This is a genomic window from Mariniphaga sediminis, assembly GCF_003573545.1.
In the GTDB taxonomy this organism is placed as follows: Bacteria; Bacteroidota; Bacteroidia; order Bacteroidales; family Prolixibacteraceae; genus Mariniphaga; species Mariniphaga sediminis.
In genome coordinates this window covers 76875-96544 of the sequence record NZ_QWET01000018.1, presented here as the reverse complement: position 1 = coordinate 96544, position 19670 = coordinate 76875, and the positions used below count along the sequence as shown (strand labels likewise).

Below are 19670 nucleotides of genomic sequence, written 5' to 3'. Positions count from 1 at the left end.
AAGTGACCTAATCAGTTAAGGACAAAAGAGTATTGCCTGGAGCATGAACATGAAAATTTCAATAACCTAACTGATTGAATTAAAATATTGATTATTAAACTTTATAGATAGATATATTAACATGAAAAGATTAATAAAAAACCTCTATTCCCATCCGGGATTTTGGATTAATCCATACCCTTTATCAATTTCATTGGGAGCAAAAGCGCTTAAATACCATTTGGGTGAAAAATTTGTTTTCCAGTAACGGGGAGGCATGTCAAAAACCTCATAAGTCTTGGCACCGGTTTCCGGATCTCGGTATATATTCAACCCTGTGATGTCTTTTTTAAAGACTTCTTCCTTTTTCCAGCGAATGATATCAAACCAACGGACTTCTTCATAACCAAACTCACATGCTCTCTCAACTAATACAGCCTCTCTAAAAGCTTCTTTTGATAATCCGGTGGGAAGATCACCTAACCCCACTCTGTTTCGAACCATATTAATACACCGGTACGCTTCAGGAGTAGGTCCGTTATTCACTTCATTTGCTGCTTCGGCATAGGTTAAATAAACCTCTGCCAATCTAAGATAAGGCCATTGTGTTGGTGCGGTTCCTGATGTTGCATCAGTCCTGTCAAGTCCAAATTTTCTCCACCCAAAACCTGTTGCACAGTTAGCTGCATCCGGCGTTGGACGATCAATACCACCAACCCACATTTCTGCCGTCCTGCCCAAATAATAATCTCCATCAACAAGAACTGTTTCACGCAATCGGGGATCCCTGTTAGCCAGCGGATTTTCCGGGTCGTAACCTGATTCAGGATCTGTAATAGGTTTACCATTATCCATGGGGAACATCTCTACATAGTTGTATGTTGGGCCACCAATACCATACCAACCAATTAGCTGAAAGGGAAGATAATTTGGATCGTTGTAATTTGTTGGTTTATACATAATCCTTGAAGAAATTAGCACCTCTCCGTTTCCTCTCTTAAAATAGGCATCTTGAAAATCCTGTCTGGGGTTTCCACTATAAACCAAACCATACCCCCCTTTACTCTCCACATTTTCAATTAGTTCATGGGAAGTATCAGCAGCCTTTTGCCACAATTCCGGATTTTCTCCTCCATGCCATGTTAATTTTGCATCCGAAGCTTCTCCGGCAAGATAGGGAGCGTTACTATTAAAAAGTGGACTCGCACTGAATAGAAGTACCCGTGCTTTAAGACCCAATGCTGCTGCTTGTGTAAAACGCCCTTCCCAGTTACTGGGGTCATTCACAACCCATGGTAAATCCGGAATAGCTTTATCAATAATAGCAACAATAGAATCTGTTGTAGCAAGGCTTGTTAGCCTTTCTTTATGGGTATCCTCGTTAACATCATATGCATGAGTAAGCCAGGGCACTCCTCCTAAATGTCGAAACATATCGGTATAATGGACTGCAATTATCATTCTGGCTTCAGCAATCAATTGCTTTTTGGTATTTATATCGGCATCTGGTACCGAGCCAATATTTTCTATAAAAATGTAACTCGTCCGGATCCCTTTCCAGGCATATTTTAATTTAGTAAAATTATACTTTGTACCTTTTGCCCAATAGGCAGCATTCTCAAAAGAAGGCTGATAAGCGCCATTATAGTAAGTAGTCTTTCCGGCAGCCCAGGGAATATCTGATTGATTTATATCAGTAATAGATGCCAGAATATCGCCGCCCATAATTAACCCTTCACCCCAATTAGTAGGCATTCCGTAAGGTAAGGTTTTATAAGCATCCCACAAAAAACGTTCGGCATATTCTAATTTTGAAAAAATTGTATCTTTTGTTATATCTACACTAGGTGGTTTTTCAAGAAAATCATCACCAAAATCCATACAACCAACCAGCCCGACAAAACAAACTGAAATTATGATAATAAATAAATTATTTTTCATTGCGTGATTTATTTTATTGTTCTTAAAATTTGACTGAAACACCCATATTGAAAATCTTCATTAATAAATAATCCATGTCATATCCTGAAGCTTCAGGATCAATAATATCCAGTTTATCAAATGTAAGTAGGTTGTACCCATTGATAAATACTCTTAAATCACTAATACCTAATCGATTTTGAGGAGGTAAATTAAAGCTGTATCCTAATTCTGCATTCTTCAACCTGAGATAGGAGGCATCTTTCATCCAGAAATCAGAATCTTGCATATTGTTGCCAACACTCCCTGCCAATCCGATACGTGGATATCCAGCAGTATTTCCTTTTTCCGGAGTCCACTGTTCATCAACCATATATTGTAAAAGTGCTTTATCCTTTGTATCTCCAAAAGCTGTACGATATAAATCACTTAAATTTCGGGAAGTATGTGTAGCTCCTGAAATTAACATGGTGAGATCAAAATTTTTGTAACTCAGTCCAATATTAGCCCCGAAAACATAAGCCGGATATTCAGGATAACCGATGGGCGCCCTGTCATAATTATCAATTTTTCCATCATCATTGAGATCTTTATATCGCATATCTCCCGGACTAGGCATAATGGTGTGATCAGGGAAGTCAGAAAGATGCGCCATATCTTCCGCGGTCCAAAACCCGTCAAAAATAAGCCCGAAACGTTGTCCTACAGACTGCCCTGTTTCTTGAAGCCAATTATATCTTTTGGGTATTTCATCTTTAAAAAGGACCTTATTATGTGAATAGGACATGTTCAAATTAACGGAGTACCCAAAATTTTTAATTTTGTCATTCCAACTAAGTTCCAATTCATATCCTTTATTTTCTACCTCTCCAATATTTAGCGCAGGTAGATTTATTGCAACAAATTGAGGAACTGTTTGACGTGTTGCAAGTATATTATCCCGGTACTCATCAAACAGGTCAACCGACACTCCCAGCTTGCCTTCGATAACCTTTAAATCAAATCCGATATTCTTCTTTTTTGCCTTTTCCCAGGAAACATAAGGATTTCCAACCTTTCCTTCAGAAGCAGTTATCCTATTTCCCGGATTATCTATTCCAAAATTATATCCTCCTGAATTGGCACTATAACTATCCGGCAAATAAAGGAACCTGTTACTTCCCTGCCTGTCATTTCCAACGATACCATACGAAGCTCTCAACTTAAAATAATCGACGAAAGAAAGATTTTTCATAAAGTTTTCCTCTGTTAATATCCACCCAAGTGAAACTGCTGGAAAAAAGCCAAAACGTTTCCCTGGAGCAAAATTCTCTGAACCGTTGTATCCTACGTTAAGATCCATCATGTATTTGGTCATGTAATCATAGGTAATTCTGCCTACTATCCCCACGTAACCAAGGGGAATGTCTGTATAAACACCCGGATAAAAAATCTTTTTTGCATTATAAAGTAACAGGCCTGTTAAATTATGGTCTCCAAAGCCTCTATTATAGAAGAAACTACTCTCAAAATACCAGTCCCTGGCTTTACTATATGCTTCACTATAATCTAGAATACCATCTGAACCATATTTTTTATAAATGATCTCTCTGCTTTCAGGTCGGGTCGGATCAAGATCTTTTTCAAAATAGGGTTCGTAATATGCCCTGGAAGTACGTCTGCTTTTCGTTTGATTGTAATTACTATTATTGGCATACTTAACTTTAAAAGAAAGTCCTTTTGTAATAAATTCCAGATTTTGTTCTAATGCAATATCAAGGTTTAGGATGTTTCTTGTCATCCTGGTAGTTCCCATATTATAAAAATGGTCTAATGCATCATATTTTGCCCCGGATATATAAGTGTTCCCACTCCGAACATATTTTCCATCTATAATACCAGGTCCGGTAAACGGAGTAGCCCAGTTCATATATTCAAAAAGGGCATCGGTTGTCCACCCCATACCGCCTGGTTGATAGGGTTCCTCACGTATTTCAGCCCGGCCCCCTGCAGTTAATGAAATTTTTGTGGTTTTAGTTATATCAATATCCAGGTTCGCTCTGTAATTATATCTTTCATAACCAAAATTATAATCATAGTTTAACCCAAATGTTTTAAACATACCATCTTGCTGGAGATATCCAAAGGAGACAAAATATTTTACATTCTCAGTCCCTCCTGATATATTAATGTTTTCAGTAGTTTGAAAAGAGGCAGGTTTAAATATATAGGATGGCCAATCCATATCAGGATAGATTATTGGATCTGAATGATTTTTAAATGCAGAAATAGCTTCATCCGAAAATTTTAAAACGGCATCAGGATTATCTCTCAACTGAGCCTGGTTATAGGTGGTAGCATAAGTATATGCATCAGCATATTCAATCAACCTTGTGGGGGTTTGAAATCCTGCACTTAAAGAAACAGAAATCTTTGGAGGCCCGGCAGCCCCACGTTTTGTGGTAACTAAAATAACTCCGTTTGCCCCTCTTATACCATAAACGGCTGTTGCAGAGGCGTCTTTCAATACAGTAATCGACTCAATTTCATTGGGATCTAATTGGGAAAATGAACGTTCTACACCATCAACCATTATTAGAGGAGATGAATTTGACGCGGAGAGTGAACCAATCCCCCTGACATAGATACGCGGATCGTCAGCACCAGGCATTCCTGAATATTGTACAGTTGCTAACCCTGTAACTCTTCCGGCTAATGTATTTGCTACACTTGCCGAAGGAGATTTCACTAAAGTTTCGGTGTTAACTGATGAAATCGATCCTGTCAGTGTTACTTTTTTTTGCATTCCATAACCAATGGCAACCACTTCTTCTAACCCAATAGTGTTTTCCTCCATTATTACATCAATTTTGGATTGATTGCCTACTATCATTTCTTTAGGAAGCATCCCGACAAACGAAAACACCAAAATCTCTGCATCCTCAGGAATTTCAAGCGTGTAGTTACCGTCAAAATCAGTAATAATACCCACTGTTGTTCCTTTCACTACTATAGAAACCCCAGGGAGCGGTAATCCCTTTTCATCCGTTACTTTTCCTGTAATGGTTTTCTTTTGAGGTTGCTCTACCGGGTTTTCATGAGACGTGGGCTTAGGAGAAAGAATGATTGTTTTATCTACAATTTCATATTGAATACCGGCGTCGTTAAGAACCTGATTAAGGAGTTCAGAAACGGTAGCATTCTCAACATCGTAGTTTACCCGTTTTTTTACGTCCACCAGGTTGTGGTTATAAAAAAAGCGGAACTCACTCTTTTCTTTAATTTCCTTAAGAACGTCTTCTATTTGAACGTCTTTACCTTTTAGTGTAAATTTTGTGTGCTGAGAATAACTATTCCCAACAGCCAAAAAAGTATTCACACATAACAGAAGTAAGGTTAGTTTCATAACTAAAACACTTTTAAGCCATATACCAGTTAACCTGGGACAGGCTTTTGTCCTACATTTTTTTTTCATAATTTTGTTTTGTATTACATATTAAACAATACCCGGTTTAATACCGGAAAAATTAGCCGTAGGGAAGAGCCATTTCCCTCCGGCTTTTTTAATTGCTTATTTCTATTGTTCTTCCATTTTGTTTAAAATTAAGTTTTGTCCCTGTTTTTCTGATTATCTCATATACCTTTTCAATATTTTCGTAGCGTAGAAACTCACCGGAGAAGGGAATATCTTTCAACTCATTGCTGGCAAAAACAAAATCAACATCGTACCAGCGCTCCAAAACTTTTGTAATCTCACCAAGCGTTTGATAGCTAAAAACAAACCGGCCATCTCTCCAGGAAATGAATTGGAGAACATCTACCTGCCGTATACTTATCACATTGTTGCATTTATTAAAACTGGCTTGTTCTCCCGGGAGGAGAATATTCTGTATCCCGTCTGGTTCCTGCATGCTTTTTACTGAGACCTTCCCTTCAACCAATGTTGTTTGTATCTGAGCGTCATCTCCATATGCTGAAATATTAAACTCAGTACCTAAAACTTCTACCTCCATACCATTTAAGCTGACAATAAAAGGGCGGGTAGCATCTTTTGACACACTAAAAAAAGCTTCACCTGAAAGCTTTACTTTACGCTCGTATTCACTGAATTTATTTGGAAATTCCATTCGGGAGTCAGCATTTAACCAGACCTGCGTACCGTCATCCAGAACCATTTTATACTCGCCTCCCCGTGGAGTTACAATCGCCAATATTTCAGGTCTGCTTTCTGCTTCGTTTACTTTCGATTTTATTACAGTAATGCCATCCACTACAATTCCTGCGTCCCGGGCCAGCTTCTCCTGTTGTTCACCGTCCAGGTTCTGCAGATCAAATTTTGCCCCGCCACAAAATTCAATAAAGGCCTTTGGTTCTCCGGGAAGAATAGGCTGCGTAACTTCTGCAACCACTGGTTCTTTTTGGGGAAAATTGTTAAACAGTACCACTACAGAGAGTGTAACAATTACAATGATTGAAGCTGCGACCTTCCAGCGGAAGTACATTTCTTTTCTTGACTGTTTTGTAATGGATTGGCTGTATCTTTTCCACGCAACATCCGGACTGAACTGGTCATATTCTTTTATGGAATTTACTAATTGTTTTTCATCTCTAATGGAATCAAACAGCGTCTTATTCTCTTCCTTTTCATCTATCCACTCATGCAACAGTTTCTGTTCCTTTTCAGTTTCTTTTCCTGTTAGATATTTTCCAATTAAAGTTCCTGTTTTTAGTACTTCAAAAAAACTACTCATCTGATTAAAATTGTTTATTCCCTAAGGCATAAGATTAAACTCCCACGATATTAATAATTTACTTAGGTATTAATTTAATCATGCCTGTTTCACTTCCTACTCCTTACCATTGATATGGTAGCCAGGTAAACAAAATCTCCCCTAACTCATTTTATAACGACAAACTGGAAAAATGGGACTACACAGTATTTAAAAAAAATACACACAAAATGAAGTCAAGCCTTATAAACACTTCTCATTCAACAATATTAAGTACAATACAAGACCACTTAATTTTTTACGAAGGAGCTGATAGGCCCTGGATTTATGGGTTTTAACGGTGTTAACAGCAATGCCTAATTCCTGGGCAATTTCTTCATTACTTTTCTCCTCTAAGGCAAGTAACAGAACATTCTTTCCCATTTCAGGAAGTTTATTAATCTCCCTGTAAACGATACTGTGAGCTTCTTTTCTAATTACTTCCTCCCAAAAGGATTGGGGTGAGTTTTCATGATGAATATTATACTGAATGTATTTATCCTTTACCTTTTCATGTTTAATATAATCCAGACAAGAATTACGGATTGATTTATAGAAGAAGGCTTTAACAGAGTAGATATTAAAGAAGGTTTTTCTGTTTTCCCAAAACTTAATAAAGATGTCCTGAACAATATCTTCACAGATGACAGAGTCGGAAATATATTTTGCAGCAAAAGAGCTAAATACAGGGTAATTGGTATAAAAGAAATCTTTAAGGATTATCTCATCCCCATCGGAGAATACCACTCTTGTTTTTTCCTGCAGGTCTGCCATTTTGCAAAAATAGAAATTTTGTACTATCCACATTTATTATGAGAATAATGATTTTTGTTACCTGTTGTTATTCCGAACTGATGGATAATTGAACTTGAAAAATTCTGATAAATACCCATGTAGCTTAAAAAATGAAAACCGGTATTACCAGGGAATCTGCAATCAGATTACGGCATCATCATAACAAATTGTAATGTAAACATTCGACAATATCGATTTGGAAAGATTATGAATCCTGCAGATAATTTTCCATGTTATACCGGCAACAAGGATAGGATTACCCGGAAGAACCCCAAAACAAAACGCCCAAAAAAGACAAAAATGTACCGGGGAAAATAATTCGAAAATCAGTGGAACTTTTCCCTCCTTGCCATCATTTCAAGCATCACTTCTTTTCGTCTTTCTCTTGTTTCCGGCTTTTTGGCACTTTGAAGTCGCCAGGCTATAGCATACCTGTTGGTTTTGTTCAGCGACTCAAAAAAAGCCAGCGCCTTTTTATCCTTTGAAAGTTCAGCTATAAAATCATCAGGAACTTCCATATTCTTTGGAGAGTCATAAGCTCTTTCCCACCTGCCGTCAGCTTTTGCCTTTTCCACTTCTTTGCGTCCCGAGGGCTGCATCTTTCCCTCTTTTTCCAGGCGTTCGATATGCCCTACATTCTTTTTCGACCAGGTACTTCGGGGGCGCCGGGGGGTAAATTTTTGCAGGTACGATTCGACATCATACTTTTTCATCTGCCCGTCAATCCATCCATAACAAAGTGCTTCATCTAATGCCAGGGCATAGCTAATGGTAGGTTTTCCCGAACCTTTTTTATACATCCTTAACCATATCCCCTTTTCATTAGTATGATTTTTTTCCAGCCAGTTTCTCCATTCTTCGGCTGTTTCAAAAGAAATAACGGGTAATTCCTTTTTATCCGATTCACTCCCTTTCTTTTTTATGGAAGTTTTTTCTGTCATTCCCTTCATCCCTAGTTTCTTAAAATACTTCAAGGCTGAACCTGTGAGCCTAAAAAAATGTTTCTATTATAAGACTGAAATATAAAACAATATTGTCGCAATCAGCCCTGTAGTTTGACGTTTTTACACATCCGGAATAATAAAATACCTTTTTATCTTTGAAAAACCAAATTAAACTAAAATTTGTATACAAAAACGCATGACAATACAAATCAGGAATGAACAGAAACATGATGATGGCAAATTGGTAAATCTGATCTTAAAGAATTAAAAGCAATGAAAACAATCATTATAGAAACGAGTGTCGATCTCCCTGTTGAAAAAGTATGGAATTTGTGGACTGACCCACAACACATTATTCACTGGAATTATGCCGTAGATGACTGGCATTGTCCCAAAGCTGAAAATGACCTGCGTGTGGGCGGAAAACTAAAGGCACGCATGGAAGCCAAAGACGGAAGTGTCGGGTTTGATTTTGAAGGAACTTATGATGAAGTAATCCCCAACGAACGAATGGCATACACCCTTGAAGACGGTAGAAAAGTATCCGTTGTTTTCAAAAACAACGGTGCCACTACCAAAGTAATCGAAGCTTTCGACACAGAAGACATTAACCCGGTTGAAATGCAACGCAGCGGCTGGCAGGCAATCCTGAATAATTTTAAAAAATATGCAGAGAAGTTGGAAGCAAAGGAAAAACTGCATTTCGAAATCGTCATCAACGCCAAACCCGAAAATGTTTTTGAAACCATGCTGGCCGATAAAACTTTTCGCAAATGGACCCACATATTCAATCCCACCTCGCATTTCAAAGGCTCATGGGAAAAGGGAGCAAAAATTCTTTTTATCGGAAACGATGAGCAAGGCAATAAAGGGGGAATGGTTAGCCGTATCAGGGAGAATATTCCCAACCGTTTTATCAGCATTGAACATCTTGGAATTATTGAAGATGGCCGGGAAATAACATCAGGCCCCAAAGTGGAATCCTGGGCCGGAGGATTGGAGAATTATTCCTTTACCGAACAAAACGGAGACACCTTACTTTCTGTTAATCTGGAATTTAATTCCGGTTCGATGGATGAACAGATGGTTTCATTCTTTTCGAACACCTGGCCCCAGGCACTTAATACACTGAAAGAAATCTGCGAACAATAACATTATTAACCATTTAAAACAAACATTATGGCAAGCGTAAGTATCTATCTGAATTTTCAACGCCAAACCGAAGATGCATTTAATTTTTACAAATCTGTTTTCGGGACCGAACTGATGGGCGAAGGCTTTATGCGTTTTAAAGATGTTCCGCCACAGGAAGGCATGCCCTCTCTACCGGAAGAAGACAAAGACCTGATCATGCATGTGTCATTGCCCATTCTCGGAGGTTACGTTTTAATGAGCTCTGATGCCCCTGAGTCGATGGGTTTTAAAATAAACCAGGGAAATAATTTTTATATCAACCTGCAACCCGATACAAGAAAAGAAACCGAAAAGCTTTTCAACGCCCTATCGAAAGGTGGTGTGGTAGAACAGGAACTGCAAGACATGTTTTGGGGCGATTATTACGGAGCATGCCAGGATAAATTTGGCGTACGGTGGATGTTTAACTGTCAGGAAAAATCAGCATGATGAAACAACCGATTTATCCCTGCCTCTGGTTTGACCAGAAAGCAAAAGAAGCGGCAGAATTTTATTGCACCGTATTCGGCGCTGAAATAACCGACGAAAACCACTTTGTGAGTATTGTTGAAACTGCCGGGCAAAAATTTATGTGTATCAACGGCGGACCGAAATTTAAACCCAACCCGTCTATCTCTTTTTTTGTAGTGTATGAAACGGAGCAGGAGACAGACGATGCCTGGGAAAAACTTTCGGAAGAGGGGAATGTACTGATGCCCCTCGACGAATATCCATGGAGCAAAAAGTATGGATGGATTCAGGATAAATACGGCATTAGCTGGCAACTGTCGTTTGGAAAAATGACGGATGTCGGACAAAAATTCTCCCCTACCCTAATGTTTACAGGGGATAAAGCCGGCAAAGCAGAAGAAGCCATCGGGTATTACACTTCGATATTCAAAGACTCATCGGTCACCGGAATCCTGAAATACAAGGAAGAAGAAGACGATGTGGAAGGTTATGTAAAACATGCACAGTTTAGCATAGACAACTATGTTATGATGGCTATGGACAGTTCCCTTCCCCACGGCTTTGATTTCAATGAAGGCATTTCATTGGTGGTAGAATGCGAAACGCAGGAGGAGATCGACTATTACTGGAGCAGGATGTCTGCTGTGCCGGAAGCCGAACAGTGTGGCTGGCTCAAAGACAAATATGGCGTTTCATGGCAAATCATCCCGGCTGTTTTACAAAAACTGGTAAACGACCCCGAAAAGGGGCAGGCCGTGGTGCAGGCATTCATTCAAATGAAAAAATTTGATATTGAGAAACTATTGATTGCTGCTGAGTAAATTTCAACAGACTGACATTATTCATCAGGGACGCCGCAAGATAGTTTTTTCAATTTCAAAAATTCTATCAAGAGCAACAAATAGAAAGAGCTGGGAAAACCGTCGCAAACTACATATAAAAAGGAGCCAACAGATAATATTTTGTCCGTAACACGAACACAGATAGCACTGATTCTACTCAATCCTCTGAAATTTTCAGACGGAGACCGGGAAAATGGGTGTTATTCTGTGTTTTTTTATTTACGAAGAAACAAGGTGCGACAGGTTTCATCACATAGAATCAATAAAATCGTCATAACAAAAAAGGAGAATGCTCCTTCTTACACTCTTATAAACCGCTTACAATTCAGACGGGTTGGTACCTAAACAGCAATGATACAAATCCTGAACACTACAAAAAATTGTTTGCTAAAACAGGTATCTTTTTTACAATCTTTAGACCACCTAAACGAAAAACCTTCCATGGTAATTGCCTCCGAAAAGGCTGCGTTATAAAAACAGTCCTCCCACCAATAAATGTTGGGCTTTATGGTTTCTTTCCGGAAAAAATATAGATGGGGTAATAAAGATAAACATGTCCGTTTAAGGCTGTGGCATTTATTCCTAAATCATTCACTCCAATATCCTGAAGAATCATGTTTTTCAATGCAGTTTTATCTTCCGGGAATGAAGCCTGAAGTTGTTCATTGAGTTCAATTTGCATAAAATAGTTATCCTTTTCCAATTTATCAATTCCAACCTTTTTAAAAAGGGTTGAAAGTGTAGTTAATGAAAGTGCAGCCACATGAGAAGAATCCCTGTTTCTCTCCATTTTATTGTACTTTTCAATTTTTGATTCAGGCAAAGAAACATCCACAACCATCACAACGCCATTCGGTTTACACACTCTCTTCATTTCATTCAAAACCTGAAACGGATCTAAAAAATGATGGAATCCAAACCGTGAAATTACAATCGAGAAATGGTCATCTGCGTAAGGCAAACTGGTTACGTCACCAATTTCCCAGGTAATATTCTGAAGGTTTCTTTTTGCCTGGAGTTTTCTTGCCTCATTCAGCATCTCAGGCGTCATATCAACTCCGGTTACATGGCTGGTATATTTTGCAAATGCACATGAAACAATACCTGAGCCACAGGCAATATCCAAAACTGTATCTTCCCCGGCAGCAGAAGACATTTTAATTAGTTTTTCCAACGCATCACTATGTGAAGTAATGGAAGTGTAACCTTCTGCCTGTTTGGAAAATTGTTCTATGATGTTCCGGTTGTGCTTTTTAGTATCCATAATAAATTCTTTATTTTTTTGCAAAGTACGTCAATATCCCTGAGTCCAAATTACTACATTTGGCCAATGAATAATGATTATAAGACAAATATTAAAGTCGATCATGGTTTTGAAATAGATGAACTACGCCCAATTACTACCTACACGGAATCGGTTCAAAACGCAAAATGTGCGGACTACCATGCCCATCCGCGTGCACAAATTATATTGTGCAATAGTGGCATAATGAAAGTTGAAACAGAAAATAATATTTGGATAGTCAATCCGTCGCAAAGCGTTTGGATTGCGAGCAATGAAAAACATCAGGTATATTTTCCCAATAATGTAGAAGTTATTTCTGCTTTTATTGATAAATCCAAACTGAACAAATTACCAAAAAATAGCTTTGCTTTCGATACCTCAGGTTTCATCAAAAGTTTATTGACAAAAATTATATCCTTCTCAAATCCTGACCGATTAACATCGCCGCAAGAACGAATTTTTGAAGTGTTACTGGATGAACTCTCAGGCATAAAACCATGTTCAACTTTTCTCCCAACAAGTCATAATGAAAGAATAAAAAGAGTAACGGATGCCTTAATGAATGACTATTCAAGCAAACATACCATTGAGTACTACGCTGAAAAATCCTGCGTGAGCCCGAGAACACTTTCAAGACTTTTTGTAAAAGAGTTAGGAATGAGCTTTGGTGATTGGAAGATGCGTTTAAAATTAATTGAAGCAATAAAGCAACTGGGAGAAAAAAGGATGATTAAAGATGTTGCATACGACTTAGGTTACGAAAATGCAAGCTCATTTATTGCTATATTCAAAAAACATTTTGGAAAAACGCCGACAAACTATATCATCGAATAAGCACATGAAATAGATTCTATAATCTAACACCCCCACTGCATCTAACCTCAGGTAAGAGAATCTGGCTCATTAAATGTTAGTCAATATAACTACCTGCAAGGTATTGCCCTTGCTCTTCTCCATGGAAAGACCTTATACCTTCCAATCAAAATTTTTTAACCGTTAGAATTTATTCGTACAAATTTTATCGCTACTTTCAAGCCGCAGCAGCAAAAGCCTTTGCAGGCGCAGACTTTGGTTGACAGGTATTTTAAACTACCAGGCATAAATAGTTACTCATCAACAATCATTGCCGGGAGCATTTAAAATGAAGGAATGTATTCGAACGAATCATATCAGCAACAGGAGCTTGTTTAAAAATTTAGAAAAAAACCAAAAAGTAAATTATGGATAATGTAGTGTATCTCGATTATAAAGCGAAAGAACTTGAACACCTAAAAAGCGGACAAAAAACAATGATTATCCGTGGAGCTATGGGACGGAAATTACCTTATGGACGCGTAAACAAAGGAGATGTTTTGTATTTTGTGGAAAACAAAGGAGACGGTCTTATTAAAGGGAAAGCCTTTGTTGAAAGCGTTTTCAATTCGGAAAAGCTGACAAAAGAACAATCAGTTGAAATGGTTGAGAAAAATCAGGATAAACTATTTCTAGCCCCCGGACAAAAAAAAAGATTTTCCGGTAAAAGATATTTGGTTTTAATAACTATAAAGGATTTTAAAACTATTGAACCATTCCAAATAGACAGGTCAGATTATGTGAACATGGACGATTGGTTGCCGGTTGAAAATATTGAAAAAGTAAAAATAAACCTATTAACGGAACTAGGAATTTAAAGCATACTTCGCCACCTCTCTGCGTACCATCTTCCATATAATCAGTTTTTGTTTTAAGAAATGCAGGTTCTTTCTATCCATGCTCAAATCATTACTAATTATCTTGTAAATCATCAATATTTTATCGAAGTTTACCTTCAAATTATGTATTGACAAGCGGCTTTTGACTACAGAAATAAACCATTGAATATCAACAACATGAACACAACCTGCTTATTGTTTATTATTAAACAATTGATTAATAAAATAATTCAACCAACGGGATAACCAGTATTTGTAATTAGAAACCAAAAATCAAATATGAACGCAAGAGAAAGGTTCTTAAAAACCATTAACAGAGAAATATCCGACAGGGTGCCATTATATGTTTCAGTTACACCCCAGGTAGCCAAAATGTTAAGTGACCATACTGGCCTGCCCTTTGAAGAGCCATTGGATTCTATGCTTTCCACAAGGGCCTCGCATATGGGATTAATGGCAGAACTGGGTGCTGATGCGGTTGGTATTGCAGCATGTGCTCCAACGGATAACCCCACAATAAAACTTGAGGGAGGGCTGATAAAAAATGAATGGGGCATGGTATTCAAAGATACCGGCCAGTACAACGAGTTTTATGAATTTCCATTAGCACATGCAGAAACCGCAAAGGACATTGAACAGTACAAATTCCCCGATCCTTTTGCTAAAGGCCGGTGGGATGAAGCCCAAAAAACCATTAACAAATACAGAAAAACACATGGTATTATTGCCGATCTGGAAACGACTTTGTTTGAAACCGCCTGGTATCTTACTGGTTTGGAAAAATTCCTGATTGATATGATGATGGAAGCAGAATATATCAATCCCTTGTTGGATAAAATTCAATTCATTCATACAGAGTATGGCAAAAAAATGATAGAAATGGGAGCCGATGTTTTATGGTGTGGCGATGATTTTGGTTCCCAAACCAGCCTGATGATGGATGAGGATACCTTTAGGAAAATTTTTAAACCGCGGATTAAAGAAATGTTTTATGAATACAGGAAGGTAAATCCTGATATCAAGTTGGCCTGGCATTCTTGTGGGGCAATCAAACCACTGATACCCGATTTTATTGAGCTTGGTCTTGATATCCTGAATCCCATCCAGCCTCTTGCAAGCGGGATGGAGCCTCAGGAACTTAAAAATCGTTTTGGAAACGATCTGATCTTTTTTGGGGGAATCTGCGTACAAGAAATTTTGCCGAACGGAACGACTCAGGAAGTAAAAAATGAAGTGATAAGGAGAGCTGATGTTTTAGGAAAAAATGGTGGCTATATTATAGCGCCGGCACATAATATTCAGGAAGATACACCGGTAGAAAATATCCTGACTTTGTTTGAAACAGTGAAAAGCCTTTAACACTGGCACAAAAATACGATTAAAGCCCCGCCAAAAGCAGTTTATGACAGGTATCAGCGAAAGCAGACTCCAATAAATAGTCAACAAAACCAGAATGGATGTATAAATTGCCGTTCACTGAAGTGAACGATTTGTGGAATACTGAGTTAAGGGTTTTACCCCATCATATTTACAAATTGCCTTATTTTACAAATGAAATAAAAAGCCTTTTGGTTACTACAAAAATGGATAAAATAACAAATACTTCGAATCAGAACCTGAACAGAGCATACCGGATTATTGATGAGCTGAGAATTTATGAAACCTGGGAGAATTTAAATTCAACCTGTAATCTGGTCGGATCAGTTAAAACCGGACTTTTAATGAACCATTTGGATATTGATTTCCATACTTATTCAAAAAAATTTTCAATAGAAAAAAGCTTTAAAGCCATAGCGGAGATAAGTAAAAACCCGAAGATAAAAGAGGTGATATACAAAAACCTGCTGGACAAGGAAGATATGTGCCTTGAATGGCATTTGCTGTATGAAGAAAACCCGGAACGTATTTGGACCATTGATATTATCCATATAAAAAACGAATCTCCGTATGCAGGCATGATTGAGCGTGTAACTGACAAAATCAGCGCGGTACTCTCAGAGCCGCTGAAAAAGAAAATTCTGAATATAAAATGGGAAAGCGAACAAGGCACTGAGAAAATTCCGGGAATAGAAATCTATCAGGCCGTAATTGATGATGGAGTAGAAACATTTGAAGCATTTGAAATATGGAGAAAGAATAGGCAACATGCCGAAATTTCTTTATGGGAACCCACTCTTTAATGTATTTGGCTGTCCAGCCGATTAAGATGCCCTAAAAAAAACACCCAATTAACTCAGAAAAGATCCCGAAAAAGGACGCACATCCGTAGAAAGATGATGGTAGTTAGGAAGGAATAGCCTCTTTTTTAAAAGGGATAAAAGTATCCCCAAAAGAAGAAATATCCTGAAAGGGTCCTGTGGCACTGACGCATTCAACCCGTTAAAATGTCAGAATTGCCCCTTGAAAGTATGAAAAACAGCCAATAAATTTGTGCCGTCGAAAAAAGTAAATCAACCTTTCGATTTTAAAAATGTTAATTATCACACCCTATAAGCAATAAAAACATGACAGAAAACAATACAACGGCGACAAAAGAAACAATGGCCCATATACCACAGAGTTCCATTTGGCAAGAGTTAAAAAATGCCTTAAAAGGGACAGAAGCTGATTACACAAAAATTGGAATAAAAAAGGCCATTTTCCTTCTGGCAGTCCCCATGATTCTGGAGCTGATTATGGAATCGACCTTTGCTGTAGTAGACATTTACTTTGTAGGGAAATTAGGACCGGAGGCCGTGGCCACTGTGGGACTTACAGAAACATACCTGTTCCTGCTGTACTCCATTGGGATGGGGCTTTCAATGGCTGTAACGGCGATTGTAGCCCGGAGAATCGGTGAAAAAAACAAGGAAGGAGCGGGCGCTTCAGCTATCCAATCCGTTATTCTGGCCATGCTGGCTTCTGTGCCTTTTGCTGTGGCCGGAATCTTGTTTGCAAAAGATTTACTGGCACTGATGGGAGCCGACCAATGGGCCATGGAAACAGGCTATCGTTACACCCAGTGGATGCTGGGTGGAAATGCCGTAATCATGTTGCTATTCGTGATAAATGCCATATTCCGTGGAGCCGGCGATGCGGCAATTGCCATGCGCATTCTCTGGATTTCAAACGGGATCAATATCATCCTCGATCCCTTGCTCATTTTCGGTTGGGGGCCAGTGCCAGCGATGGGAATCCAGGGAGCCGCCATTGCCACCAACATTGGAAGGGGAGTCGGTGTCCTCATCCAGTTATGGTTGCTTTTTAAAGGTGTAAAACACATCCGGGTCACCCTTCCGCAATTACGATGGAATGGAATCGCGATGCTCAACATCGCCCGAACATCACTGGGAGGAATCGGGCAGATGATTGTGGCCATGACATCCTGGATTTTTATCATGCGCATACTGGCCGATGTGGGCAGCGAAGCGGTTGCAGGTTCTACCATTGCCCTGCGAATTATGATGTTTACCATGATGCCGGCATGGGGGTTATCGAATGCCGCAGCCACACTGGTGGGACAAAACCTGGGAGCAGGAAACCCGGACAGGGCTGAGTCGGCTGTCTGGAAAACAGGATTTTACAATATGCTGTTTCTGATAGGAGTTTCCATTGTCTATTTTATCTTTAATCGCTCCCTTATGGGAATTTTTACAGAAGATGAACTTGTAACAAAAATTGGTGCCGAGTGGCTGCGTATTCTTTCCCTTTCCTACTTTGTTTATGGATGGTGGATGGTTTCCACGCAGGCATTCAACGGTGCCGGTGATACAAAAACCCCAACCAAAATCAACCTTGTATTTTTCTGGTTGATACAAATACCGTTGTCGTACCTGCTGGCCATTGGATTCGACTGGCAACATTCCGGTGTATTCTGGGCCATCTTTTTCTCTGAAACCTCAGTAGGTTTATTCACCCTGTGGCTGTTTAAAAAGGGAAAATGGAAAACGGTAAAAGTTTGACCGGAGCGTCATATAAAATGCCGCAAATCCTCTAATTTAGCCGGAAGTAAAAATGGGCACCAACTTTCGCGCCAGCCAGGAGAACAGGCCGGCCAATGGAATGCACTGTAAAAGTCGGAACACTTCAATAGGTATATTCTTCGAAAGTTTGTAACATTGTACTTTACAAAATACAAACGGGATAATGTGTTTTTTAATATCACGAAAAGGAGTGCATAGAAATTATATCTCACTGATAATTAAAATAAAAAAGCACGTTTATATAAATTAGCACATTGATTGAAAATATACAGAGATGAAACTCCACATCAAAAATATGGTGTGCAGCCGTTGCAAAATGGTTGTAAAAGCTGAGATGGAACGCCTTGGCTATACCCCGCGTGTTGTTGAACTGGGCGAAGTTGTGCTCGACAATGAATTGACAGATACAGAAAAATTGAACATTGAAGAGGCACTGCAAAGAGTAGGTTTTTCAATTATCGACGATAAAAAAAGCCGGCTTATCGAAAAAATAAAAAACCTGATTATAGAATTGGTACACCGGCAAAATGACGAAATAAAAACCAACCTTTCCGACTACTTAAGCAGTCTCCTTAATCACGATTACAACTACTTAACCCAACTTTTTTCTGAAGTAGAAGGAACGACCATTGAAAAATATTATATCGCTCAAAAAATTGAAAAAGTAAAAGAACTGCTTGTGTATGACGAACTAACTTTGAGCGAGATTGCCTTTCAACTCAATTATTCGAGCGTTGCCCATTTAAGCAACCAGTTTAAAAAAGTGACTGGCCTCACCCCTACTCATTTCAAAAATATTCGTGATCAAAAGCGCAAGTCACTGGACGAAGTGTAAAAAAATCTTTGCCGTCACAAGGCAGAAAATGGTCGTTGAGCCGTTAAAAAACGGTTAGAACATTCAAAACGACATGGCGCAAAATACTTGCGACGCCAAATAGAATAATCGAAATTTACCCCATCGATTCATATCCCTAAGATCCCTTCCCAACATCCTCTCATCAAAAAAATACTTGATTTTAGTTTATTAATGACGTACCTTTAATAGCATCAATTTTAAACATTTAGGCTATGAAAAGAAATTTCCTGTTTTTCTGCCTGATGGTGGTAACAATGATTGCCTGCCAGCAAAAAACCGAAGTCAAAACACCCGATTTTGAAACGGAAAAAGCTACTGTTGATTCTTTTATCAACCAGTTTAATGCGTCATTTAGCACCAAAGATGTGGCTTTTCTTACCTCCAGCCTAACAGAAGATGCTGTGTACCTTGGAACCGACCCTTCTGAGAATATGAGCAAACAGCAAATAACGGAGCTATGGACTGAAATGTTTGCCCAAACAGACACTTTCCCCGGCATTCATTTTATTAGTGACCGGTTAATAAAACTGGCGCCCGACGGCAACTCAGCTACAGTGGTAGATCAGCACATGATGCCCATGTACACTCCCAAAATACCTTGGAGAAATGTCTACCATCTTACGAAGATTAACGGAGCCTGGAAAATTTATTTTGGCAGCAGTGCATTTATTCCGAAGAATGAAGATATTCCAAAATTGAACGCTGCCATGGAACAGGATTCATTTTAATAATCAAAAACAACAAAGTTGAAAATACCCCAAAAAAGTTGAAACCAAACAAATTCATTATCATGGAAAAAGCATACAGATTTGATGATCAAAGGCCCGTAATAGGCACAACGGTTTACGCATTCAGAACATTAAACGGGTTAAAAAGATTTGCTCGGTTGCAGGGAAGCATGGGTAGCCAAAGATTTTGGGAGATAACTGGAAACATTGTTTCTGACGATGGTTCTGAGGACGGGATACAAATCCGGGTTGTTTTTGTCAAGCAGGTGTACTGAT

Annotated in this window: 17 protein-coding genes; 11 read left to right on the top strand and 6 right to left on the bottom strand. The window is 38.7% G+C overall.

Translation table 11 applies throughout. The features are described from left to right. Positions 1-144: 144 nt before the first annotated feature. From D1164_RS18965 to D1164_RS18945, 5 genes are all read right to left on the bottom strand, one after another. Positions 145-1920: a RagB/SusD family nutrient uptake outer membrane protein gene (locus D1164_RS18965; RefSeq protein WP_119351472.1), complete on the bottom strand. Its 1776-nt coding sequence runs from the start codon at positions 1918-1920 to the stop codon at positions 145-147. Between the two features lie 22 nt (positions 1921-1942). Beyond that, a complete protein-coding gene (locus D1164_RS18960) occupies positions 1943-5284 on the bottom strand; it encodes a TonB-dependent receptor (protein WP_172594533.1) in 3342 nt (1113 codons plus the stop codon). Between the two features lie 157 nt (positions 5285-5441). Further along, positions 5442-6629: a FecR family protein gene (locus tag D1164_RS18955; protein ID WP_119351470.1), complete on the bottom strand. Its 1188-nt coding sequence runs from the start codon at positions 6627-6629 to the stop codon at positions 5442-5444. A 222-nt stretch (positions 6630-6851) separates the two neighbouring features. Beyond that, on the bottom strand, positions 6852-7421 hold the full coding sequence (locus tag D1164_RS18950) for an RNA polymerase sigma-70 factor (protein ID WP_172594532.1): 570 nt from the start codon (positions 7419-7421) through the stop codon (positions 6852-6854). 347 nt (positions 7422-7768) lie between these two features. Further along, a complete protein-coding gene (locus D1164_RS18945; RefSeq protein WP_206611067.1) occupies positions 7769-8392 on the bottom strand; it encodes a YdeI/OmpD-associated family protein in 624 nt (207 codons plus the stop codon). A 267-nt stretch (positions 8393-8659) separates the two neighbouring features. Here D1164_RS18945 and D1164_RS18935 point away from each other — a divergent pair, with 267 nt between their 5' ends. Genes D1164_RS18935 through D1164_RS18925 form a run of 3 tightly spaced genes read left to right on the top strand, consistent with a single transcriptional unit; the run spans position 8660 to position 10851 of the window. After that, positions 8660-9538, top strand: coding sequence for an SRPBCC family protein (locus D1164_RS18935; RefSeq protein WP_119351467.1), 879 nt, complete (start codon positions 8660-8662; stop codon positions 9536-9538). Positions 9539-9565: 27 nt separating this feature from the next. Next, positions 9566-10009, top strand: coding sequence for a VOC family protein (locus D1164_RS18930; protein WP_119351466.1), 444 nt, complete (start codon positions 9566-9568; stop codon positions 10007-10009). Beyond that, on the top strand, positions 10006-10851 hold the full coding sequence (locus tag D1164_RS18925) for a VOC family protein (RefSeq protein WP_206611066.1): 846 nt from the start codon (positions 10006-10008) through the stop codon (positions 10849-10851). Before D1164_RS18930 ends, D1164_RS18925 begins: the two co-directional genes overlap by 4 nt. A gap of 526 nt (positions 10852-11377) precedes the next feature. Here the strand turns inward: D1164_RS18925 and D1164_RS18920 are convergent. After that, positions 11378-12136 (bottom strand): class I SAM-dependent methyltransferase, encoded by a 759-nt coding sequence (locus D1164_RS18920; protein WP_147372231.1) that lies wholly within the window; start codon positions 12134-12136, stop codon positions 11378-11380. A 66-nt stretch (positions 12137-12202) separates the two neighbouring features. Here D1164_RS18920 and D1164_RS18915 point away from each other — a divergent pair, with 66 nt between their 5' ends. The 8 genes from D1164_RS18915 (at position 12203) to D1164_RS18880 (ending at position 19669) form a co-directional block, all read left to right on the top strand. Next, positions 12203-12991, top strand: a complete 789-nt coding sequence (locus tag D1164_RS18915; protein ID WP_119351464.1) for an AraC family transcriptional regulator — start codon at positions 12203-12205, stop codon at positions 12989-12991. Positions 12992-13377: 386 nt separating this feature from the next. Beyond that, positions 13378-13827 carry a hypothetical protein gene (locus tag D1164_RS18910; RefSeq protein ID WP_119351463.1) on the top strand — a complete coding sequence of 150 codons (450 nt, stop codon included), beginning with the start codon at positions 13378-13380 and terminating at the stop codon, positions 13825-13827. 300 nt (positions 13828-14127) lie between these two features. Beyond that, entirely contained in the window at positions 14128-15207 is a 1080-nt protein-coding gene (locus tag D1164_RS18905; RefSeq protein WP_119351462.1) for a uroporphyrinogen decarboxylase family protein, read from the top strand. Positions 15208-15305: 98 nt separating this feature from the next. Beyond that, a complete protein-coding gene (locus D1164_RS18900; RefSeq protein ID WP_206611065.1) occupies positions 15306-16028 on the top strand; it encodes a hypothetical protein in 723 nt (240 codons plus the stop codon). Between the two features lie 324 nt (positions 16029-16352). After that, the gene (locus tag D1164_RS18895) at positions 16353-17789 is read left to right on the top strand and encodes an MATE family efflux transporter (RefSeq protein ID WP_172594531.1); all 1437 of its coding nucleotides are present in this window, start codon (positions 16353-16355) and stop codon (positions 17787-17789) included. 295 nt (positions 17790-18084) lie between these two features. Beyond that, the gene (locus D1164_RS18890; RefSeq protein WP_119351461.1) at positions 18085-18645 is read left to right on the top strand and encodes a helix-turn-helix domain-containing protein; all 561 of its coding nucleotides are present in this window, start codon (positions 18085-18087) and stop codon (positions 18643-18645) included. A gap of 233 nt (positions 18646-18878) precedes the next feature. Then, positions 18879-19394: a nuclear transport factor 2 family protein gene (locus D1164_RS18885; protein ID WP_119351460.1), complete on the top strand. Its 516-nt coding sequence runs from the start codon at positions 18879-18881 to the stop codon at positions 19392-19394. A 62-nt stretch (positions 19395-19456) separates the two neighbouring features. Continuing rightward, positions 19457-19669 carry a hypothetical protein gene (locus D1164_RS18880; protein ID WP_119351459.1) on the top strand — a complete coding sequence of 71 codons (213 nt, stop codon included), beginning with the start codon at positions 19457-19459 and terminating at the stop codon, positions 19667-19669. Position 19670 lies beyond the last annotated feature (1 nt).

Excerpts from the sequence above, each read along its gene's own strand:
- D1164_RS18965 (WP_119351472.1), bottom strand. The coding sequence starts at position 1,920 with ATGAAAAATAATTTATTTATTATCATAATTTCAGTTTGTTTTGTCGGG.
- D1164_RS18960 (WP_172594533.1), bottom strand. The coding sequence starts at position 5,284 with ATGAAACTAACCTTACTTCTGTTATGTGTGAATACTTTTTTGGCTGTT.
- D1164_RS18955 (WP_119351470.1), bottom strand. The coding sequence starts at position 6,629 with ATGAGTAGTTTTTTTGAAGTACTAAAAACAGGAACTTTAATTGGAAAA.
- D1164_RS18950 (WP_172594532.1), bottom strand. The coding sequence starts at position 7,421 with ATGGCAGACCTGCAGGAAAAAACAAGAGTGGTATTCTCCGATGGGGAT.
- D1164_RS18945 (WP_206611067.1), bottom strand. The coding sequence starts at position 8,392 with ATGAAGGGAATGACAGAAAAAACTTCCATAAAAAAGAAAGGGAGTGAA.
- D1164_RS18935 (WP_119351467.1), top strand. The coding sequence starts at position 8,660 with ATGAAAACAATCATTATAGAAACGAGTGTCGATCTCCCTGTTGAAAAA.
- D1164_RS18930 (WP_119351466.1), top strand. The coding sequence starts at position 9,566 with ATGGCAAGCGTAAGTATCTATCTGAATTTTCAACGCCAAACCGAAGAT.
- D1164_RS18925 (WP_206611066.1), top strand. The coding sequence starts at position 10,006 with ATGATGAAACAACCGATTTATCCCTGCCTCTGGTTTGACCAGAAAGCA.
- D1164_RS18920 (WP_147372231.1), bottom strand. The coding sequence starts at position 12,136 with ATGGATACTAAAAAGCACAACCGGAACATCATAGAACAATTTTCCAAA.
- D1164_RS18915 (WP_119351464.1), top strand. The coding sequence starts at position 12,203 with ATGAATAATGATTATAAGACAAATATTAAAGTCGATCATGGTTTTGAA.
- D1164_RS18910 (WP_119351463.1), top strand. The coding sequence starts at position 13,378 with ATGGATAATGTAGTGTATCTCGATTATAAAGCGAAAGAACTTGAACAC.
- D1164_RS18905 (WP_119351462.1), top strand. The coding sequence starts at position 14,128 with ATGAACGCAAGAGAAAGGTTCTTAAAAACCATTAACAGAGAAATATCC.
- D1164_RS18900 (WP_206611065.1), top strand. The coding sequence starts at position 15,306 with ATGTATAAATTGCCGTTCACTGAAGTGAACGATTTGTGGAATACTGAG.
- D1164_RS18895 (WP_172594531.1), top strand. The coding sequence starts at position 16,353 with ATGACAGAAAACAATACAACGGCGACAAAAGAAACAATGGCCCATATA.
- D1164_RS18890 (WP_119351461.1), top strand. The coding sequence starts at position 18,085 with ATGAAACTCCACATCAAAAATATGGTGTGCAGCCGTTGCAAAATGGTT.
- D1164_RS18885 (WP_119351460.1), top strand. The coding sequence starts at position 18,879 with ATGAAAAGAAATTTCCTGTTTTTCTGCCTGATGGTGGTAACAATGATT.
- D1164_RS18880 (WP_119351459.1), top strand. The coding sequence starts at position 19,457 with ATGGAAAAAGCATACAGATTTGATGATCAAAGGCCCGTAATAGGCACA.